The sequence below is a fragment of the Streptomyces sp. NPDC025784 genome (assembly GCF_055558435.1).
Genome location: NZ_JBVHMN010000012.1, coordinates 138,122 through 156,063, shown reverse-complemented (window position 1 = coordinate 156,063; position 17,942 = coordinate 138,122). Strand labels below are relative to the sequence as shown.

At 70.7% G+C, this 17,942-nt stretch carries 14 protein-coding genes; 5 read left to right on the top strand and 9 right to left on the bottom strand.

Translation table 11 applies throughout. From position 1 onward, the window contains the following. The first annotated feature begins 81 nt into the window (after positions 1-81). The 4 genes from ACZ4IF_RS26450 to ACZ4IF_RS26435 all read left to right on the top strand — a co-directional run bounded on the left by ACZ4IF_RS26450 (position 82) and on the right by ACZ4IF_RS26435 (position 5,413). Complete coding sequence (locus ACZ4IF_RS26450; RefSeq protein WP_467567023.1) at positions 82-1,533, top strand: alkaline phosphatase PhoX; 1,452 nt, start codon at positions 82-84, stop codon at positions 1,531-1,533. Between the two features lie 512 nt (positions 1,534-2,045). Next, positions 2,046-3,626 (top strand): TROVE domain-containing protein, encoded by a 1,581-nt coding sequence (locus ACZ4IF_RS26445; RefSeq protein ID WP_467567020.1) that lies wholly within the window; start codon positions 2,046-2,048, stop codon positions 3,624-3,626. 103 nt (positions 3,627-3,729) lie between these two features. Then, positions 3,730-4,383 (top strand): GntR family transcriptional regulator, encoded by a 654-nt coding sequence (locus tag ACZ4IF_RS26440; RefSeq protein ID WP_467567017.1) that lies wholly within the window; start codon positions 3,730-3,732, stop codon positions 4,381-4,383. A gap of 13 nt (positions 4,384-4,396) precedes the next feature. Then, the gene (locus ACZ4IF_RS26435) at positions 4,397-5,413 is read left to right on the top strand and encodes a 1-aminocyclopropane-1-carboxylate deaminase (protein WP_467567014.1); all 1,017 of its coding nucleotides are present in this window, start codon (positions 4,397-4,399) and stop codon (positions 5,411-5,413) included. Here ACZ4IF_RS26435 and ACZ4IF_RS26430 read toward each other — a convergent pair. Continuing rightward, positions 5,410-6,846 (bottom strand): MFS transporter, encoded by a 1,437-nt coding sequence (locus tag ACZ4IF_RS26430; protein WP_467567011.1) that lies wholly within the window; start codon positions 6,844-6,846, stop codon positions 5,410-5,412. The two genes, ACZ4IF_RS26435 and ACZ4IF_RS26430, sit on opposite strands and share 4 nt — an antisense overlap. A gap of 135 nt (positions 6,847-6,981) precedes the next feature. On the opposite strand from ACZ4IF_RS26430, the gene ACZ4IF_RS26425 reads away from it, so the two are divergent. Beyond that, on the top strand, positions 6,982-7,548 hold the full coding sequence (locus ACZ4IF_RS26425; protein ID WP_467567008.1) for a TetR/AcrR family transcriptional regulator: 567 nt from the start codon (positions 6,982-6,984) through the stop codon (positions 7,546-7,548). On the opposite strand, the gene ACZ4IF_RS26420 is transcribed toward ACZ4IF_RS26425, so the two are convergent. The 8 genes from ACZ4IF_RS26420 to ACZ4IF_RS26385 all read right to left on the bottom strand — a co-directional run bounded on the left by ACZ4IF_RS26420 (position 7,545) and on the right by ACZ4IF_RS26385 (position 17,881). Continuing rightward, positions 7,545-10,172: an NACHT domain-containing protein gene (locus ACZ4IF_RS26420; protein ID WP_467567005.1), complete on the bottom strand. Its 2,628-nt coding sequence runs from the start codon at positions 10,170-10,172 to the stop codon at positions 7,545-7,547. The two genes, ACZ4IF_RS26425 and ACZ4IF_RS26420, sit on opposite strands and share 4 nt — an antisense overlap. Positions 10,173-10,391: 219 nt before the next feature. After that, positions 10,392-11,597 (bottom strand): TerD family protein, encoded by a 1,206-nt coding sequence (locus ACZ4IF_RS26415; protein ID WP_467567273.1) that lies wholly within the window; start codon positions 11,595-11,597, stop codon positions 10,392-10,394. A gap of 121 nt (positions 11,598-11,718) precedes the next feature. Continuing rightward, positions 11,719-12,708, bottom strand: a complete 990-nt coding sequence (locus tag ACZ4IF_RS26410; RefSeq protein WP_467567002.1) for a zinc-dependent alcohol dehydrogenase family protein — start codon at positions 12,706-12,708, stop codon at positions 11,719-11,721. After that, on the bottom strand, positions 12,705-13,583 hold the full coding sequence (locus ACZ4IF_RS26405; protein WP_359499438.1) for a carbohydrate ABC transporter permease: 879 nt from the start codon (positions 13,581-13,583) through the stop codon (positions 12,705-12,707). The genes ACZ4IF_RS26410 and ACZ4IF_RS26405 overlap by 4 nt, the downstream gene beginning before the upstream one ends. Continuing rightward, a complete protein-coding gene (locus ACZ4IF_RS26400) occupies positions 13,580-14,518 on the bottom strand; it encodes a carbohydrate ABC transporter permease (RefSeq protein ID WP_467566998.1) in 939 nt (312 codons plus the stop codon). Before ACZ4IF_RS26400 ends, ACZ4IF_RS26405 begins: the two co-directional genes overlap by 4 nt. Continuing rightward, complete coding sequence (locus ACZ4IF_RS26395; protein ID WP_467566994.1) at positions 14,515-15,885, bottom strand: ABC transporter substrate-binding protein; 1,371 nt, start codon at positions 15,883-15,885, stop codon at positions 14,515-14,517. The genes ACZ4IF_RS26400 and ACZ4IF_RS26395 overlap by 4 nt, the downstream gene beginning before the upstream one ends. Before the next feature lie 120 nt (positions 15,886-16,005). After that, positions 16,006-16,776, bottom strand: coding sequence for a DeoR/GlpR family DNA-binding transcription regulator (locus tag ACZ4IF_RS26390; RefSeq protein ID WP_467566991.1), 771 nt, complete (start codon positions 16,774-16,776; stop codon positions 16,006-16,008). A gap of 295 nt (positions 16,777-17,071) precedes the next feature. Continuing rightward, a complete protein-coding gene (locus tag ACZ4IF_RS26385) occupies positions 17,072-17,881 on the bottom strand; it encodes an NAD-dependent epimerase/dehydratase family protein (protein ID WP_467566987.1) in 810 nt (269 codons plus the stop codon). Positions 17,882-17,942: the final 61 nt, after the last annotated feature.

Sequence of the window (17,942 nt, the reverse complement as noted above, 5' to 3'; positions counted from 1 at the left end):
ACGGGCGGGAGCGTGTGGCCGCAACCGAGGTCGCCACCGCCCCCCACGACAGTCCCCCTCCACCGTCACAGGAGACACCACATGTCGCTCACCCGCAGGGACTTCGCCAGACGATCCGCGATCACCGGTGCCGGAGTCGCGCTGGCCGGCAGCGTAGGCGCGCTGGCCACCGCTCCGAACGCCCTCGCCTCCACGGAGACGGACGCCGACGGCGCGGGCGAGGCTTCGGGGGCGAAGCACGGAGGGGTCGGCTACGGTCCGCTGCTCCCCGACCCCGACGGCCTGCTCGCCCTGCCCGCCGGGTTCTCCTACCGCGTGATCACCTACAGCGGCAGGACCAAGCTGGAGTCCGGCGAGTTCACGCCCTCCAACCACGACGGCACGTCCACCTTCCGCGGTCCGCGCGGCGCCACCCTCCTGGTCAACAACCACGAGCTCAAGGGCCCCCGCGCCGACTGGCCGCACCCCGTTCCGCTCACCGAGGGCCTGGTCTACGACCCGGCCGCGTCCGGCGGCTGCACCGTCGTCGAGGTGCGGCACGACAAGGTCGCCGAGTGGGTCGGCATCGCGGGCACCTCCACCAACTGCGCCGGCGGAAACACCCCGTGGGGCACCTGGCTCACCTGCGAGGAGACCGAGGACAAGGCCGGCCAGAACGGCATGACCAAGGACCACGGGTACGTCTTCGAGGTCGACCCCGTGGACCGCCGCCGCAACCACGGCCCCAAGCCGATCAAGGCGCTGGGCCGCTACGCCCACGAGGCCGTCGTCGTCGACCCCAAGCGTGGTCGCCTCTACCTCACCGAGGACGCCGCGGGCCCGAACGGCCTCCTCTACCGCTGGACCCCGCCGCAGGGCTTCGAGCACGGCCACGGGCAGCTCGCCACCCTCGCCGACGACGCCGGCTCGCTCCAGGCCTTCAAGTGCTTCGACTCCGGCGGCAAGTTCGTCGACGACCTCTCCCGCGCCACGAAGATCGGCACGGTCTACGGCGTGGACTGGGTGGACGTGCCCGACCGTGACGCGAAGACCACCTCGGTGCGCAAGCAGTTCACCGACGGCCAGGTCACCCGCGCCCGCAAGCTCGAAGGCATGTGGTGGAGCGACGGCGGCGCCTACATCGTCTCCTCGTACGCCCGCGACGAGAGTCCCGTCCAGCACGACGGCGCCGTCTGGTTCTACGACCCCAAGCGCCGCACACTGACGCTGAAGGTCCTGATCGGCGTCAACCCCGACCCGTCGGTCGACGGCGCCTTCGACGGCCCCGACAACATCACCGTCTCCCCCTACGGCGGCCTCGTCATCGCCGAGGACGGCGAGGGCGTCCAGCACCTCTTCGGGGCCACGGACAGCGGCCGTACCTACCCGATCGCCCGCAACGAGCTGAACATCGGCAGCGAGGAAGAGCCCGAGTACAGCGAGTTCACCGGCGTCACCTTCTCGCCCGACGGCAGCACCCTCTTCGCCAACATCCAGGACCCGGGCATCATGCTCGCCATCACCGGCCCCTGGAAGCGCCAGAAGCGCGGCTGAACTCCCTCGGACGACAGCACGCATTAATTCGCTCGCCCGGCCCGTGGCCGCCCTCCTAAAGTGATGCATGTCCAGGTGCGAAGGCAGGACCTACTTCCACTCATAATGGGGCGGCCGCGGGTTCGAGTCCCGCCACCGGTACAACGCGCCGGTGTAGCTCAGGGGTTAGAGCACCTTGTCGGTTCCGCCGACCTCGATCTCTGGACACCACAACTTCATGCACCTCCCGGTGCGCGGGCTGCGGCTACTTCTTCTCCCAAAAGAATCCAGAGCCGCCGCCGACTTGATCTCGGGAGGCGCAGCACAAGGTGGGTGCCCGGTGCGCAGGCAGCGGATACTTCAGGGACCTGGTCAAGGAATTGGTGCGGGTTCGAGTCCCGTCATCGGTTCAGGGCCGGTGTGGCGGAAATGGCAGACGCGCCAGGTTATAGCCCGTCGCCGATATCGACCTCGGTCACCTTCCTTTTGTTGTGCCTCCCTCCGAAACATCCATGAATTCGGGGGAATTCATCATGGCGCGATTCAATCGCAAGGGCGTGCGGGCGCAGCCCGTCTCGCGGGTCACCTCCACAGGCCGCGTGCTGCGTACGTACGAGGGCGGCCGGGGCCGCGAGCGTGACGCGCGCTCCGAGCTGTTTCTACTGGCGATGTCCCACTTTGCCGCGGACACCTTCTACGAGCGGACCCAGGACCGCGACGACCGTTTCGCACGGCTCGTGCGGCAGCTCGCCGTGGAGGACCCGGCGTGGACCGCCGGTCTGCTCGGCTGGCTGCGCGGCGAGGGCAACCTGCGGACCGCCTCGATCGTGGGCGCCGCCGAGTACGTGAAGGCACGGCTGGACGCGGGTGCCACCGACGGCCCCTCGAACCGCCAGGTCGTGGCCACCGTGCTCCGCCGGCCGGACGAGCCGGGCGAGCTGCTCGCCTACTGGACCGCCACGTACGGCCGCAATGTGCCGAAGCCCGTGAAGCGCGGTGTCGCCGACGCCGTACGTCGTCTCTACAGCGGAAAGTCGCTGCTGAAGTACGACACGGCGTCCAAGGGCTACCGCTTCGGCGACATCCTCAACCTGGTGCACGCGGCGCCGGACCCGGACAAGCCGTGGCAGGGCGAGCTGTTCCGCTACGCGCTGGACCGGCGGCACAACCCGGACGCGGCGGTGCCGCCCGCGTCGGACCGTGTGCTGACCGCGCACCGCGAGCTGATGGCGCTGCCCGTCGCCGAGCGGCGTGCCGTCGTGACGGCGCCCGACGGTGCCGAGCGGCTCGCGGCCGCCGGCATCACGTGGGAGGCGCTGGCCGGCTGGCTCCAGGGGCCGATGGACAAGGCGGCCTGGGAGGCCGTGATCCCGTCCATGGGTGTGATGGCGCTGGTGCGCAACCTGCGCAACTTCGACGAGGCCGGGGTGTCCGACGAGATGGCCGAGCAGGTCGCCGCGCGGATCAGCGACCCGGCGGAGGTGGCGCGTTCGCGGCAGTTCCCGTTCCGCTACCTCGCCGCGTACCGGCACGCGCCCTCGCTGCGCTGGTCGTACCCGCTGGAGCGGGGCCTCGGTCACTCGCTGGCCAACGTGCCCGCGCTGCCCGGCCGGACGCTGGTGCTCGTGGACCGCTCGGGGTCGATGTTCTACTCGCGGATGTCCGACCGCTCCGAGCTCAACAGGGCCGACGCGGCGGCGATCTTCGGTACGGCGCTCGCGCTGCGGGCGGCCGACGCGGACCTGGTCGAGTTCGGCACCACGAGCAGCAGGGTGAAGTACCGCAGGGGCGAGTCGGTGCTCAAGGTGCTGGAGCGCTTCGGCGACCTCGGCGGCACCGACACGAGCGCGGCGGTGCGCAAGCACTACCGGAAGCACGACCGGGTCCTGATCGTCACCGACGAGCAGGCCGCGTACAGCCACTACGGCGACCCGACCGAGCAGGTCCCGGCGGACGTGCCGGTCTACACCTGGAACCTCGCCGGATACCGGCCGGGTCACGGTCCCTCCGGGCGCCCCGGCCGGCACACCTTCGGAGGGCTGTCGGACGCGGCCTTCCGGATGGTGCCGCTGCTGGAGAGCAGCCGGGACGCCGACTGGCCGTGGGCGGGGTGACGGCCGGGCTGTCTGCCTGACGGCATGAGGGGAGCGGGGTCCGCACATCGGTGCGGACCCCGCTCTTGTCGGTCCGGCGGACTGACATCTAACATTTCAGTTCATGGAGGCCATGCGACCCGTGCCGCGGACCCTGCTCAGGGACCGCGCCTACGAAGCGATCCGCGACGCCATCGTGGCCGGGGAGATCGAGCCGGGCGCGGTGGTCCGCGACGCCGAACTCGCCGAGCGGCTCGGGCTGTCCCGGGCCCCCGTGCGGGAGGCCTTCGCGCGGCTGGTCGACGAAGGCCTGCTGGAGACCAAGCCGCAGAGCTACACACGGGTGACCCCGGTCGTGGCCGCCGACGTGCGGGACGCGGCGGCGGTGGTCGGCGCCATGCACGAGCTGGTGACCCGGGCGGCCGTGCCCAGGCTGCGGGACGCCGACGTGGACGCCATGCGCGCGGCCAACGACCGGTTCGCCGCCGCCGTGCGCGCGGGAGACGTGGACGCGGCCCTGGGCGCCGACGACGCACTGCACGACGTCCTCGTCCGGGTGAGCGGCAACCGTGCCGCGGCCGCCACCGTCACCCGCTACACCCCGCTCATCCGCCGTCTGGAACGCCGGCGCTTCGGCGAGGGTGGCAGCTGCCGCTCGGCGGGACTGCACGAGCGACTGATCGAAGCCTGCGCGTCCGGTGACGCGGAGGGCGCGGTCCGTGTGACGGCGGAGATCTGGCGAGGCCTGGAGGAGCTCGCCGACGAAGACACCCACTGATCCGGGAGGCCCCATGTCCCTTTCCTCGTACGCCCGTTATCCGCTGCTCTTCGGTCCCTCCCCGGTGCACAGGCTGGAGCGGCTGACCGGGCACCTCGGCGGGGCCGAGCTGTGGGCCAAGCGGGAGGACTGCAACTCCGGTGTCGCGTACGGCGGGAACAAGACCCGCAAGCTGGAGTACCTGGTCGCCGACGCGCTGGCCGAGGGCTGCGACACGCTCGTCTCGATCGGCGGGGTGCAGTCCAACCACACCCGCCAGGTCGCCGCCTGCGCCGCCCGCGCGGGACTCAAGTGCGTGCTGGTCCAGGAGAGTTGGGTGGAGTGGCCGGACTCCGTCTACGACAAGGTCGGCAACATCCTGATCAGCCGGCTCGTCGGGGCCGACGTGCGGCTCGTGCGGGCCGGGTTCGGGATCGGCTTCAAGGAGAGCTGGGAGCAGGCACTGCGCGAGGTCGAGGAGTCGGGCGGCAAGCCCTACGCCGTTCCCGCCGGCGCCTCGGACCACCGGCTCGGCGGGCTCGGCTTCGCGAACTGGGCGTACGAGGTCGCGGAGCAGGAGAGGGAGTTGGGGACCTTCTTCGACACCGTGGTGGTGTGCTCGGTGACCGGGTCGACCCAGGCGGGCATGATCGCCGGGTTCGCCGCCCTGGAGGAGGCGGGCGGAAGGCCGCGGCGCGTCCTCGGGATCGACGCGTCGGCGGAGCCCGCCCGCACCCGGGAACAGATCGCGAGGATCGCGCGCGACACCGCCCGGCTCATCGGCGTACGGAGGGAACTCACCGAGGCGGACGTCGAGCTCGACGAGCGCTATCACGCGGGTACGTACGGGATCCCCGACGAGACGACGCTGGAGGCGATGCGGCTCGCCGCGCGGACCGAGGGCATGGTCACCGACCCCGTCTACGAGGGGAAGTCGATGGCCGGGATGATCGACCTCGTCGCGCGCGGTGAGCTGGACCGGGACTCCACCGTGCTCTACGCCCATCTCGGCGGGCAGCCGGCCCTGAACGCGTACAGCGCCCTCTTCTAGACGGCGTGCCGCCGTCCCTTGATCACGATCGCCGACACCAGCAGCGCGGCCAGCGCGATCAGCGAGCCGATGCCGAACGCGCGGGCCGCGCCCGCGGTGAGGATCTCGGCCGGGGAGCCGGTCGTGTGCCGGGTCGCCGTGCCGAACACCGTGACCAGGACGGAGAGCCCGAGGGTGCCGCCGAGCCACTGAAGGGTCTGGAGCAGGCCGGAGGCGGCACCCGCCTCGTGGGGCTCGACGCGCGCGAGGATGGTCGCGTTCAGGGGCATGAAGCTCAGGCCGACACCCACGCCGAGCAGCAGCAGCGGGCCGAGCAGCCCCGCCAGGTAGCCGTCGCCCGGCGCCAGCCGCCACAGCCAGGCTCCCGCGGCGACGAGCAGGGCCATGCCGGTGAGCAGCACCGGCTTGGCGCCGAGGCGCTGGAGCAGTCGCGGCACGCACCGCACGGTCGTGAACATGGCCAGTGTCATGGGCAGGAAGGCGAAGCCCGCGCGCAGCGGGCTGTACTCCAGCACCCGCTGGCTGAACAGGGTGAGGAAGTAGAACGCGCCGAACATGCCCGCGGGCAGCAGCAGGACGCCCGCGTAGCCGCCCGCCCGGTCGCGGTCGGCGAACAGGCGCAGCGGCATGACGGGTTGCCGCGCGCGCGACTCGATCAGGGCGAAGCCCGCGAGCAGCACGCCCGCGGCGCCGAAGCCGAACTGTGCCTGGGCGTCGCTCCAGCCCTGGTCCGACACCCGGATGAACGCGTAGACGAGGGAGGTCGTCCCGGTCGTGCCGGTGAGTGCTCCCGCGGCGTCGAACCGGCCCGCGTGGCGTGGGGTCTCGGCCGCGAAGCGGGGGAGGGCGAGGGCCACCGCGAGGCCGAGGGGCACATTGATGAGCAGGGCCCAGCGCCAGGACGCCCACGAGGTGAGCATGCCGCCGAGGACCAGCCCGACCGAGGCGCCGATGCCCGCCATGGAGGAGTAGACGCCGAGGGCGTGGTGGCGACGGGGGCCGTCCGGGAAGTTCGTGGTGATCAGGGCGAGGGTGCTCGGAGCGATGAGGGCGGCGCCGACGCCCTGCAGCGCGCGGGCGGCGAGCAGCCAGCCGTTCCCGGTGGCGAGTCCGCCGAGCAGGGAGGAGGCGGCGAAGAGGAGTACGCCCGTGGTGAGTGTGCGGCGGCGTCCCGCGATGTCGCCGACCCTTCCGCCGAGGAGGAGCAGACCGCCGAAGGTGAGGGTGTAGGCGTTGAGGACCCAGGACAGGCCGGTCGGGGTGAAGCGCAGGTCCGTCTGGATGTCGGGCAGGGCGACGTTGACGACGGTGGAGTCGACGCCGACCATCAGGTACGCGGTGACGATGACGAGGAGGGCGGGGCCGAGCCCGGCGGTTCCGGGTGGCGCGGAGGGTGCGCCGGCAGTGGTGGACGGTGCGGACGGGGTGGACATGGGATGCTCCCTGTCTCTTGTCCCCGACGGATGCGTGCGGGCAGCACCGACCGCCCGCGAAGATAAGCGGGGACTGTCTCCGTTTAGTCCTCGTTAAGATACGGAGACGGTCCCCGGTTGGCAAGGAGTATCTGAATGGCGCAGGTCAAGCCGATGCGGGCGGACGCGCGGCGGAACTACGAGCGACTGCTGAAGGAGGCCGCGCTCGCCTTCGCCGAGCACGGGGAGAACGCGTCCCTCGACGACATCGCCAAACGCGCCGGCGTCGGGTCCGGGACGCTGTACCGGCACTTCCCCAACCGGCAGGCGCTGTTGGAGGCCGTGTACGTCGACCGCATCGAGGAGATCGCGGCCCGCGCCGACGCTCTCGCCGCCGAACTCCCGCCCGGCGCGGCGCTGGTGGAGTGGCTGAACGAACTGAGCGAAGGCATGATCCAGGTCCGCGGCCTCAAGGCGCTCCTCGGATCGGCGGTCACCGACGGCAGCTCCGCCGTGGTCACGGCCTGCGGCAACTCGGTGAAAGGGGCCGCGGGCCGCCTGGTCGGCGCGGCCCAGCGGGAGGGCACCCTGCGCGCCGACGTGGAGTCGATCGACATCCTGCGCCTGGCCCACGGCGTCGCCACGGCGTCGGAACTGGCGAACGGCGAAGGCAAGCACATCCGGCGCTACCTGTCCCTGCTGACGGAGGGCCTGCGTCCCTAGAGCCCCGAAGCCGGACGCGGCCGACCGACCCACGGCTGCGCGCCACCGTCGCCCGCTGCCGACGGGTCGGGTGGCGGACCGAGCGGTTCGTCGAGGACTCGTACGGACCGTGGAAGCGTGTCCGTGCCGGAGACCGGCACCTCGAAGTACACGGTGGCCAGTCGGGGGAACTCGCCCAGCCACTCCCAGGTGCACCCAGGATCGACCTCCACCCACAGGTCGCGGAGACTGCCCGGATCGCACGCGCGCAGGAACGCCTCCGGGGTGAACGGGCCCGAGATCTTGATGTGGGGCCGTCCGCCGAAGCTCCGCAGCGCCCGCAGTTCGTCGGGGCTGGAGACGGGAAAGTACAGGTACTCGTCACTCAGGTGCGCGATGACCTCCTCGCCGTAGCGGTCGCAGTCGAACCGGCTCCAGACCCGGGCCAGTTCGGCGCGGACCCGGATGTCGAGCAGCTCCCCGTACGCGGCCAGCACGGGGATCGCGGGGTCCGTGCCGATCCGTGTAGCGGTCAGAACGGTGAAGTACGCCTCGTCCGGCGTCAGTCCCTCCGGTCCGGGAAGCAGATCCAGGACCACCGGGCCGACGTCGGCGAGGGCGCGCGCCTGTTCAGCCGACTGCGGCGGGATCAGGTCCGCCGCGCGTCGCTGCACCTCGGCCCGCACCGCCGGGTCCAGCTCCGTGGCGTGCTCCAGACAGGCCGCGGCCAGCAGATGCAGCCGGCGGCCCTCCGCCTCCGAGCCGTCGCCGCGCTCCACGAGCCCGGTGAGCAGACGCGCGCGCTCCGACATCCTTGCGTGGGCGACCGACATCCGGATGACGTCCTCCCACTGGTCGAGATGGGCGTGCTGGATCAGGAAATCGAAGTCGAGGCCCTCCACCGCGGCCTTGGCACCCAGGTAGTCCTGGAAAGTGCGGTGGATGAAGTCCATCGAGCCCTCGGTCGGCTCACGCAGCAGGCCACTGCGGATCAGCAGGTGGCGGTAGATGTCGTCAGCGGTGCCCTGCCCGGCGATCTGCGGCATCGACGGCAGGGCGTGCGCCAGAAGACGGACAGCATCGGACCGGTCCATCTCCGATCGCCCGTTGCGGATCATCCAGTACGCCAGTTTCTGGAGCAGCTGGACGTGATGGGCCTCGCCGATGCGTATGGTGCCGGGCTTGTAGATCCCCCGTTCACGGTCGCGACGGGCCAGCAGCATGGACAGGGCGGCGTCGTAGATCTCCTTGCGGCCGTCAGGCAGATAGCCGCGCCGATCCTGATGCAGGGCGCAGATCAGCGCGCACATCAGAGGGTTGGTGGCGAGCCGCCCCAGATCCTGTTTCGCGCGGATCGCACGCAGCAGGTCCTGTGCGTACTGGTCGCCGGTACCGGCGGCCTTGTGCCAGCGTTTGACGAACTCGATCACGTTGTCCCGGCTCATCGAGGCCAGGTCCAGCTCGGCGAAGTCGTCCCCGACCAGCCAGTCTTCGCGCACCGCCGACGGCCTCGACGTGACCAGCCACCGGTTGCTGGGATAGGAGCCGACCAGGTCCTGGAGCCAGCGGCGCGCTTCTTGGCGTTCGCTCTCCGGGATCTCGTCGATACCGTCGACGAGGATGAGGCCGCGCCCCGACCGCAGCACGCGGTCGAACCACCCCGTCGGCTGGAGGCTCGCGATCGGGCAGCCCACCTCGGACAGGAACTCGTCGGGTGTGGGCAGGGCCTGACCGCCCCGGGTCAGCGTGCGCAGTGGCAGGACGAAGGGCACGAGTCCGTACAGGTACAGCAGCCGTTCGTCGAGGTCCTTCTGCGCGGTGGACACGGCCAGCCACTGCACCAGCGTCGTCTTGCCGGAACCGGCCACCCCGCGCAGCAGGACCCGGTTGCGGCCCGCGAGCACCTGGTCGGCGGGGAGGAGCATCGGGTTGGTCGTGTCACCCACCGCGTCCAGGCTCAGATACGCGGCATCCAGCGGCCAGGTGCCCGGTGACTCGGACAGATCGAGGCCGAAGATGGTGAGCTTGCCGTGTTTGGAGGCGATGTACTGGGCGTAGCGTTCCTCGAACGGGGCGTCGGCGGGCGACGGGGTCCGCGCGATCAAGACATCGATCTTGGCCGACAGTTCGTCGATCCGCCGGCTCTGCTCCACCAGGGTGCGGGCGACGAAGGCCGACCTCTGGGTGAAGAAGTGCACGATGTGCAGACAGGCCGTGTCGAGCACGCTCACATAGAGGTAGACGGCGTCGCTCGACAGGCCGAGCGTGGCGGACGGGCTCTGCGCCCGCAGATGCTGCGCCAGCGCCGTGTGGCCGAGTTGGACGGCCTGCACGTCGTCCATGTCGATGCTGTCCATGGCGCGCAGTGAATCGGCGACCGCGTGGGCCACGGCCCGCAGTTCGTACGAGGGGAGCCGCTCCGCCACGCCTGTCGACTGCGCCGCGCGTCCGACCAGCTCCTTGGCGATCTTGTGCAGGTCGACTTCGGACAGGACGCGCTTCTCGCCGGTGAACGAGACGAGGCCGGAGATGCGTACCGGTCTGTCGATCAGTCCCGCTCCGGGTCCCTCGGCCACGAACAGTTTCCTGATCAGCGGTGCGACAACGCTTGACGCGAGACGAGCGCCAATGGCAGCGGGATCCATCTACCCCCCCGTCCGGTGCCTGCGGCGGTTGTCACCACGGTGGTGACTCCGTGGAGCGCACGGACTGAAGCAGACTAGGACAAGGAAGGGCATTGCGCAGGACGAACCGTCCGGGATGTGAACCACGGCGGTGGTGACCCGAAGTCACCACCGCCGTCTACGACTTGTGTTTCCCGGATGTGCCCGCGCGCTGCCCTGGCGGGCGTGGCCGGGGGTGGGTCAGAGTGCCTGGGCCGCCGGCTTCACCATGCCGCGGACCGTACGGGACTTGACGAAGTCGCCCATGGCCGTCATCTCCCACTCGCCGGAGAACTGCTTGATCAGCTTGGCCATCATGACGCCGGTCTGGGCCTCGGCGTTGGTGAGGTCGAAGCGGACCAGTTCCTCGCCCGTGGCGGCGTCGAGGAGACGGCAGTAGGCCTTGGCGACCTCGGTGAACTTCTGGCCGGAGAAGGAGTTCACCGTGAAGACCAGGCCGGTGACCTCCTGGGGCAGGCGGCCGAGGTCCACGACGATCACCTCGTCGTCGCCCCCGCCCTCGCCCGTGAGGTTGTCACCCGAGTGCTTGATCGCGCCGTTCACGATGGAGAGCTTGCCGAAGTAGCAGCTGTCGATGTGGTTGCGCTGGGGGCCGTACGCGATGACCGAGGCGTCCAGGTCGATGTCCTTGCCGCGGTACGCGGGCTCCCAGCCGAGGCCCATCTTGACCTGGGAGAGGAGCGGACGGCCGCCCTTGACCAGGGAGACGGTCTGGTTCTTCTGGAGGCTGACCCGGCCCTTGTCGAGATTGATCTTTCCGGTGCCGGGTGCGGCGGTGGGCGGAGCCGGGGGAGCGGCCGGGGCGGGCGGGGCGGCGGCCGTCCGGGGGTCCAGCGGCGGGGCCGGCGGGGTGACGGGCGGCGGGGCGATGGGCTGCGCGGGGGCCGGTGCCGGTTCCTCCACGGTCACGCCGAAGTCGGTGGCGATGCCCGCCAGGCCGTTCGCATAGCCCTGGCCGACCGCCCGGGCCTTCCAGGCGCCGTTGCGCAGGTAGATCTCCATGACCACCAGGGCCGTCTCCGTGCCCAGGCGGGGCGGGGTGAAGGTGGCCAGGACCGCGTTGTCGTCCGCATTGCGCACGGTGGCGGTGGGCTCGATGCCCTGGAAGGTCTGGCCCGCCGCGTCCGGGCTGGCCGTGACGACGATCTTCTCGATGCCCGGGGGGACCGCGGTCGTGTCGACCGTGATCGCGTCCGGGGCGGTGCCGCCGCCGGAGCGGTAGGTCACACCGGGGCCCGCGGGCTGGTTGTAGAAGATGAAGTCGTCGTCGGAGCGCACCTTGCCGTCGGCGGTGAGCAGCAGGCCCGAAACGTCGAGCCGCACCGGGGCGGTGACGTCCACCGTCACGCGGGAGACGGGGAGAGGGATGTTCGAGCCGGGGGTCATAGCTGTCATGCCGGGGATAACGAGCGGGGCCGCTTTACCGTTCCCTTACCCAAGGAATGATTCCAGCGGCCCCGTCGGTCCCGTGAGTCCCGTCGGTCCCGTCAGCCCCGCAAGAGGGCGGCTACGGAACCACGACGATCTTGCGCCCCACTCCCTTCGCGAACTGCTCCAGCGCCTGCGGGTAGCTCGTCAGCGGCAGCCGGTCGCTGATGAACACGTCCGGGTCGAGCACCCCCGTGGCGAACAGTTCCGCGGCCCGTTCGAAGCTGTGCAGCACCGCCATCGATCCGGTGATGGTGATCTCCTGGTTGTAGATGCGGTAGGGGTCGATGGTGACCCGGGTCGCGTAGTCGGCCACGCCGAACTGGAGGAAGGTGCCCGCCTTCGCCACCCGGTCCAGGCCGTCCTGGATCGCCGCCGCGTTGCCCGTCGCGTCGATCACCACGTCCCAGCCCTGCGGGCGGTCCAGTTCGTCGGCCCCCGCCGCGGCCGCCGACACGCCCAGCTGCCGGGCCGTGACCAGCCGTTGCGGATTCACGTCCACCACGTCCACGCTCGCCGCGCCCGTGCGCTTGGCGAGCTCCAGCATCATCAGGCCCATCGTGCCGGAGCCGTAGACGAGCACATGGGCGCCGAGACGGGCGTTCAGGACGTCGTAGCCGCGGACCGCGCAGGAGAGCGGCTCGACGAGGGCGGCGTCCTCGGTGCGGACGTGCTCGGGCAGCTTCACGCAGTTGGCCACGGGCGCCACCGCGTACTGGGCGGCGCCGCCCGCCGTCGTGACGCCGATCGCCGCCCATCGCTCGCACAGGTTGTTGTGGCCCGCGCGGCAGTACCGGCACTCGTAGCAGTACAGGGAGGGGTCCACCGCCACCCGGTCGCCGACCGCGAGCTCCGTGACGCGGCTGCCCACGCCGACCACCTCGCCCGCGAACTCGTGCCCGGGCACGATGGGCAGTCGGGGCGCGAACTCGCCCTGGAGGATGTGCAGGTCGGTGCCGCACAGGCCGCAGGCGGCGACCTCGACGACGACCTCGCGGGGGCCTGGCGTCGGGTCCGGGACCTCGGCGACGGCGGCCTTGCCCACGGACTCGATGACGGCGGCCTTCATTTCACGGCTCCCAACGACAGGCCCTGGACCAGCTTGTCCTGGGCGGCGAACCCCGCGGCGAGCACCGGCAGGGAGATGACGAGCGACGCGGCGCACACCTTCGCCAGGAACAGCCCCTGGCTGGTGATGAAGCCGGTCAGGAAGACGGGCGCGGTCTCCGCGACCACCCCCGTGAGCACCCGGGCGAAGAGCAGCTCGTTCCAGCTGAAGATGAAGCAGATGAGTGCCGTCGCGGCGATGCCGGGCAGGGCGATCGGGGCGACCACGCGGGCCAGGACCGTCGGCAGCCTGGCGCCGTCGATCTGCGCGGCCTCGATCACCGCGACCGGCACCTCGGCGAGGAAGGACTGCATCATCCACACCGCGATCGGCAGGTTCATGGAGGTGTAGAGGATGACCAGGAGCCAGATGTTGTCCAGCATCCCGGTGTTCTTCGCGAAGAGGTAGATCGGCAGGAGGCCCGCGACCACCGGCAGCATCTTCGTCGACAGGAAGAAGAACAGGACGTCGGTCCACTTCCGCACCGGCCGGACGGACAGCGCGTACGCGGCCGGCAGGGCCAGCAGCAGGACGCAGAGGGTGGAGACCACCGACGCCACCGTGGAGTTGACCAGCGCGGGCCACGGGCTCGCACCGCCTCCGGTGCCGAAGAACTCGCGGTAGCCGTCCAGGGTGAGCGCGGCGCCCAGGGAGGGCGGGTTGGTCGCGGCGTCCGACTCCGAGTGGAAGGACGTCAGGGCCATCCACGCGATGGGCAGGAAGAAGACGACTCCGGCCAGCCAGGCCACCAGGCCCAGGCCCGCACCCCGGGCGCGGACGGTGCTGCGGGGACCGCGGGTGCGGCGGGATCGTTCGGGTACGGCGGTGGCGCTCATGCGCGGGACACCTCCTCGCGGAACAGGGACGACACCACGCGCAGGGCGAAGGTCGCGATGATGATCGAGCCGATGACGACCAGGACGCCCGCGGCCGACGCGAGGCCGTTCTCGTGGGCCTGGTAGAAGCTCTGGTAGACGGTGTAGGGCAGGTTCGCGGTGCCCAGACCGCCGGAGGTGAGGGTGAAGACCGCGTCGAAGTTCTGCACGATGTAGATCGACCCCAGGAGCGCGCCCAGTTCGAGATAGCGGCGCAGGTGGGGGAGGGTGAGGTGGCGGAAGATCTGCCAGTCGCTCGCACCGTCCACCCGCGCGGCCTCGATCTGCTGATGGTCGCGGCTCTGCAGCCCGGCCAGCAGGATCAGCATCATGAACGGCGTCCACTGCCAGACCAGGGAGGCCTCGACCGCCAGCAGCGGGGTGTCCGAGATCCAGTCCGGCTGGGGGCCGCCCACGATGTGCAGGAGCCCGTTGAGCAGGCCGTACTCGGGGTTGTAGAGCACGTGCTTCCAGAGCAGCGCCGCCGCCACCGGGACCACCAGGAAGGGCGCGATCAACAGGGTGCGGACGATGCCGCGGCCCCGGAACCTGCGGTCCAGGAGCAGGGCGAGGCCGAGGCCCACGACCAGGCTGACCAGTACCACGGTGACGGTCAGCACGATCGTCGTCCAGACCGAGTGCCGCAGGTCGGCGTCGGTCAGGACGTCGGAGTAGTTGCCGAGGCCGGTGAAGTGCCGGGCCTTCGGGTAGAGGGCGTTCCAGTCGAAGAAGGAGATCACCAGCGTGGCCACGAAGGGCAGCTGGGTCACGGCGATCATGAAGATCAGGGCGGGCAGCAGCGGGGCGCGGGTGGCCCAGGCGCGCAGCCGGGAGGACGGCCTGCGCAAGGTGCGTACGGGTGTCGCGGCCACGGGGGCCGTCGTCGTGGCGGTCATCGTCCCTCGTACTCCTTGGCGATCTTCTCGGCGAGCTTCTGGGACTTGCTCAGGGCCGAGTCGACGGACTGGCGTCCGGCGATGGCCGCGCTGATCTCCTGCGAGACCTTGGTGCCGAGGTCGGTGAACTCGGGGATGCCGACGAACTGGATGCCGGGCGCGGGACGCGGCTGCACCCCGGGGTCGCGCGGCCGGGCCCCTTCGATGGCCTCGCGGGTCATGTCCTGGAAGGCGGCGGCCTCCTTGCGGTAGGCGGCGTTCGTGTAGGTCGAGGCGCGCTTGCCCGCCGGGACGTTGGACCAGCCGGTGGTGTCCCCGACCAGCTGCTCGTACCGCTTGCTGGACGCCCAGGAGATGAACTTCCAGGCCTTGTCGGAGTTGTGGGAGGCCTTCTGCATGCCCCAGGCCCAGGTGTAGAGCCAGCCGGAGGAGTCGGTCTTCTCGACCGGTGCCGGGACGTAGCCGAGCTTGCCCTTGACCGGGGAGTCGGCCGCCTCCAGCAGGCCGGCCGCCGACGTGGCGTCGTACCACATGGCCGTCTTGCCCTGCGTCATGTTGTTGAGGCACTCGGCGAATCCGGACTGGGCCGCGCCCGACTCGCCGTGCTCGCGGACGAGGTTCACATAGAACTTGGTCGCCTTCTCGAACTCGGGGGAGTCGAGGCGCGCCTTCCAGTCCTTGTCGAACCAGGTGCCGCCGAAGGTGTTCACGACGGTGGTGAGGGGAGCCATCAACTCGCCCCAGCCGGGCAGGCCGCGCAGACAGATGCCCTTCATGCCGGACTCCGCGCCGTCGGCCCGTGCGGCCAGTTCGCCCACCTGTTCCCAGGTGGGGTGCGCGGGCATCGTGAGCCCCTTCTTCGCGAACACGTCCTTGCGGTACATCAGGAAGGACGACTCGCCGTAGAACGGCTGCCCGTAGAGCTTGCCGTCGTCGGCCGTCAGGGACTGCCGCATCGGCTTCAGGATGTCCTGCTCGTCGTACGCGCCGTCGTCGCGCACGTACGAGTCCATCTCGTGCAGCCAGCCGTTCCTGGCATAGATCGGTATCTCGTAGTTGCTCAGCGTGGCGACGTCGTACTGGCCCGCCTGGTTGGCGAAGTCCTGGCTGATCTTGTCGCGCACGTCGTTCTCCGGCAGCACGGTGAAGTTCACCTTGATGCCGGTCTCTTCGGTGAAGTGCGCCTTGGTGAGCTTCTGGAGCTCCACCATCTGAGGGTTGTTGACCATCAGGACGTTGATGGAGTTGCCTCCGGAGCCCGCGCCACCCGCTCCGGTCCAGCAGCCGGAGAGCAGCGGGGTGAGCAGCGTCCCTGCGGCGACCGCGGCGAGCAGTGCGCGCGGCCTCCGTCGGCTCGGGGTTCGCATGGATCACTCCTGGACGTATGGGGAGATAAGGGGCGCGGCCGGGCGCGGACGGGCCCCTGGGGAGGGTCGGTTGGGTTTCTGGATGTGACGAGAGGAGGGGAGGGCGGGTGAGTTGGGTTCTCAGACTCGGATGACCTGAGGGCCTTGCAGGGAGTAGCGGTGCGCCTCGGACGCCGGGAGCAGCGTGCTGGTGACGATCGCCTCCAGGGCGCTGACGTCGGCGAACCGGCAGAAGCTGACCGCGCCGAACTTGGTGTGCACGCCCGCGAAGACGGTGCGCCGGGAGGCCCGGATCGCCTGCGCCTTGACCTCGCTGACCGCCGGGTCGGGGGTGGTGAGGCCGTGCTCGCGGGAGATGCCGTTCGCACCGATGTAGGCGAGGTCGATGACGAAGCCGGCGAGCATCTTCGTCGTCCAGTGGTCCACGGTCGCGAGCGTCCCGGGACGGACCCGGCCACCGAGCAGCAGGACGCTGGTGTGGTCCGCCTCGGCGAGCGCGCCGGCCGTGGCCAGGGACGCGGTGACCACCGTCAGCGGCCGGTCCCTGGGCAGTGCCTCGGCGATGAGCTGCGGGGTGAAGCCCTCGTCGACGAACACGGTCTCGGCGTCCCCGAGCAGCTCGGCCGCCGCGGCCGCGATCCTGCGCTTCTCGGGCACATGGCTCGTGGTGCGGAAGGCGAGTGTGGTCTCGAAGCCGGCGCTCTCCACGGGATAGGCGCCGCCGTGGGTGCGGCGCACCAGACCGTGGTCCTCCAGGGTGCGCAGATCGCGCCGCACGGTCTCCTTGGCGACGCCCAGTTCGGCGGCGAGGGCGGTGACGTCGACCGAGCCCGCGCGGCGTGCGGCCCGGACGATCTCGCGCTGCCGTTCCTCCGCCGTCATCGCCGTCATGGCCGTCACCCGCTCCCTCGCGCTCCGTCGCACACTGCCCGTTCGGGCCCGGCGGGCCCTTGAGGGAAGTTCTACAGCGGGTTTTCGCCACTGACCAGGTCTGTTGCGTGCCCGATGGTGCCCGGTCGTGCCCGTTTCGCGCGACCGCTGCCCGCGGCGGACCTGGGGCGGAGCGGGGGTCGTGGGGAGATCGGGCAGGGTGCGTGCCCGAACGCGGGAGCGGGCGGGCCCGTTCGGTGCCCGCCCGCTCCCGGGTCGTCGTCCTGTGCCGCTGTGCCGCTGTGCCGAGCCGCTGTCAGTACGGCCAGATCGGCGGGCGGGTGGTGAAGTGGCCGCCCAGGTGGGCGTGGTCCGGGTTGTCCGGGTCGAGCTCGCCCTGCTCGGCGATCAGCTTCTCCGCGTACGGCTCGGAGTCGTCCCGCGGCTCGTAGCCCATTGCCCGCGCGGTCGACAGGTCCCACCACAGGCGGGTGTTGGCGGACGAGCCGTAGACGACGGTGTGCCGCACGTCCTCGGCGGTCAGTGCCGCGTGGAAGAGGCGGGCCCCGTCCTCGGGGCTCATCCAGACGGAGAGCATGCGTACGCTCGTCGGCTCGGCGAAGCAGGAGCCGATCCGCACCGAGACGGTCTCCAGGCCGTGCTTGTCCCAGTAGAACTGCGCGAGGTCCTCGCCGAACGACTTGGACAGTCCGTAGAAGGTGTCGGGGCGGCGCGGGGTGTCGATCGGGATGAGCGGGTCCTCGCCCTGGGGGCGCGGGGTGAATCCCACCGCGTGGTTGGAGGAGGCGAACACGATCCGGCGTACGCCCTCTTCGCGCGCCGCCTCGTACAGGTTGTACGTCCCCTCGATGTTCGCCTTGAGGATCTTGTCGAAGGAGGCTTCCAGGGAGATGCCCGCGAGGTGGATGATCGCGTCGACACCCCGGACCGCCTCGCGCAGCGCCGCCCGGTCGGAGAGGTCCGCGGTGATCGCGCCCGGCTCGCCCTCGACGGGCAGCAGGTCGAGGAGGCGCAGCTCGTAGCCGTACTCCGGCAGCAGTCCCCGCATCAGGGTGCCGAGTCCGCCGGCGGCGCCGGTGAGCAGAACGGTGCGGGGAGCGGGCATGCGGGTGTCTCCTCGGTGCGGGGCGATGTGCCACGACGGGCGGCCGTATTCATGTACGACA

Bases quoted from the DNA above. Each gene is read 5' to 3' on its own strand.
- ACZ4IF_RS26410 (WP_467567002.1), bottom strand. From the start codon at position 12,708: ATGAAGGCCGCCGTCATCGAGTCCGTGGGCAAGGCCGCCGTCGCCGAG.
- ACZ4IF_RS26390 (WP_467566991.1), bottom strand. From the start codon at position 16,776: ATGACGGCGATGACGGCGGAGGAACGGCAGCGCGAGATCGTCCGGGCC.
- ACZ4IF_RS26440 (WP_467567017.1), top strand. From the start codon at position 3,730: ATGGAGGCCATGCGACCCGTGCCGCGGACCCTGCTCAGGGACCGCGCC.
- ACZ4IF_RS26395 (WP_467566994.1), bottom strand. From the start codon at position 15,885: ATGCGAACCCCGAGCCGACGGAGGCCGCGCGCACTGCTCGCCGCGGTC.
- ACZ4IF_RS26430 (WP_467567011.1), bottom strand. From the start codon at position 6,846: ATGTCCACCCCGTCCGCACCGTCCACCACTGCCGGCGCACCCTCCGCG.
- ACZ4IF_RS26435 (WP_467567014.1), top strand. From the start codon at position 4,397: ATGTCCCTTTCCTCGTACGCCCGTTATCCGCTGCTCTTCGGTCCCTCC.
- ACZ4IF_RS26415 (WP_467567273.1), bottom strand. From the start codon at position 11,597: ATGACCCCCGGCTCGAACATCCCTCTCCCCGTCTCCCGCGTGACGGTG.
- ACZ4IF_RS26400 (WP_467566998.1), bottom strand. From the start codon at position 14,518: ATGACCGCCACGACGACGGCCCCCGTGGCCGCGACACCCGTACGCACC.
- ACZ4IF_RS26450 (WP_467567023.1), top strand. From the start codon at position 82: ATGTCGCTCACCCGCAGGGACTTCGCCAGACGATCCGCGATCACCGGT.
- ACZ4IF_RS26420 (WP_467567005.1), bottom strand. From the start codon at position 10,172: ATGGATCCCGCTGCCATTGGCGCTCGTCTCGCGTCAAGCGTTGTCGCA.
- ACZ4IF_RS26385 (WP_467566987.1), bottom strand. From the start codon at position 17,881: ATGCCCGCTCCCCGCACCGTTCTGCTCACCGGCGCCGCCGGCGGACTC.
- ACZ4IF_RS26445 (WP_467567020.1), top strand. From the start codon at position 2,046: ATGGCGCGATTCAATCGCAAGGGCGTGCGGGCGCAGCCCGTCTCGCGG.
- ACZ4IF_RS26425 (WP_467567008.1), top strand. From the start codon at position 6,982: ATGGCGCAGGTCAAGCCGATGCGGGCGGACGCGCGGCGGAACTACGAG.
- ACZ4IF_RS26405 (WP_359499438.1), bottom strand. From the start codon at position 13,583: ATGAGCGCCACCGCCGTACCCGAACGATCCCGCCGCACCCGCGGTCCC.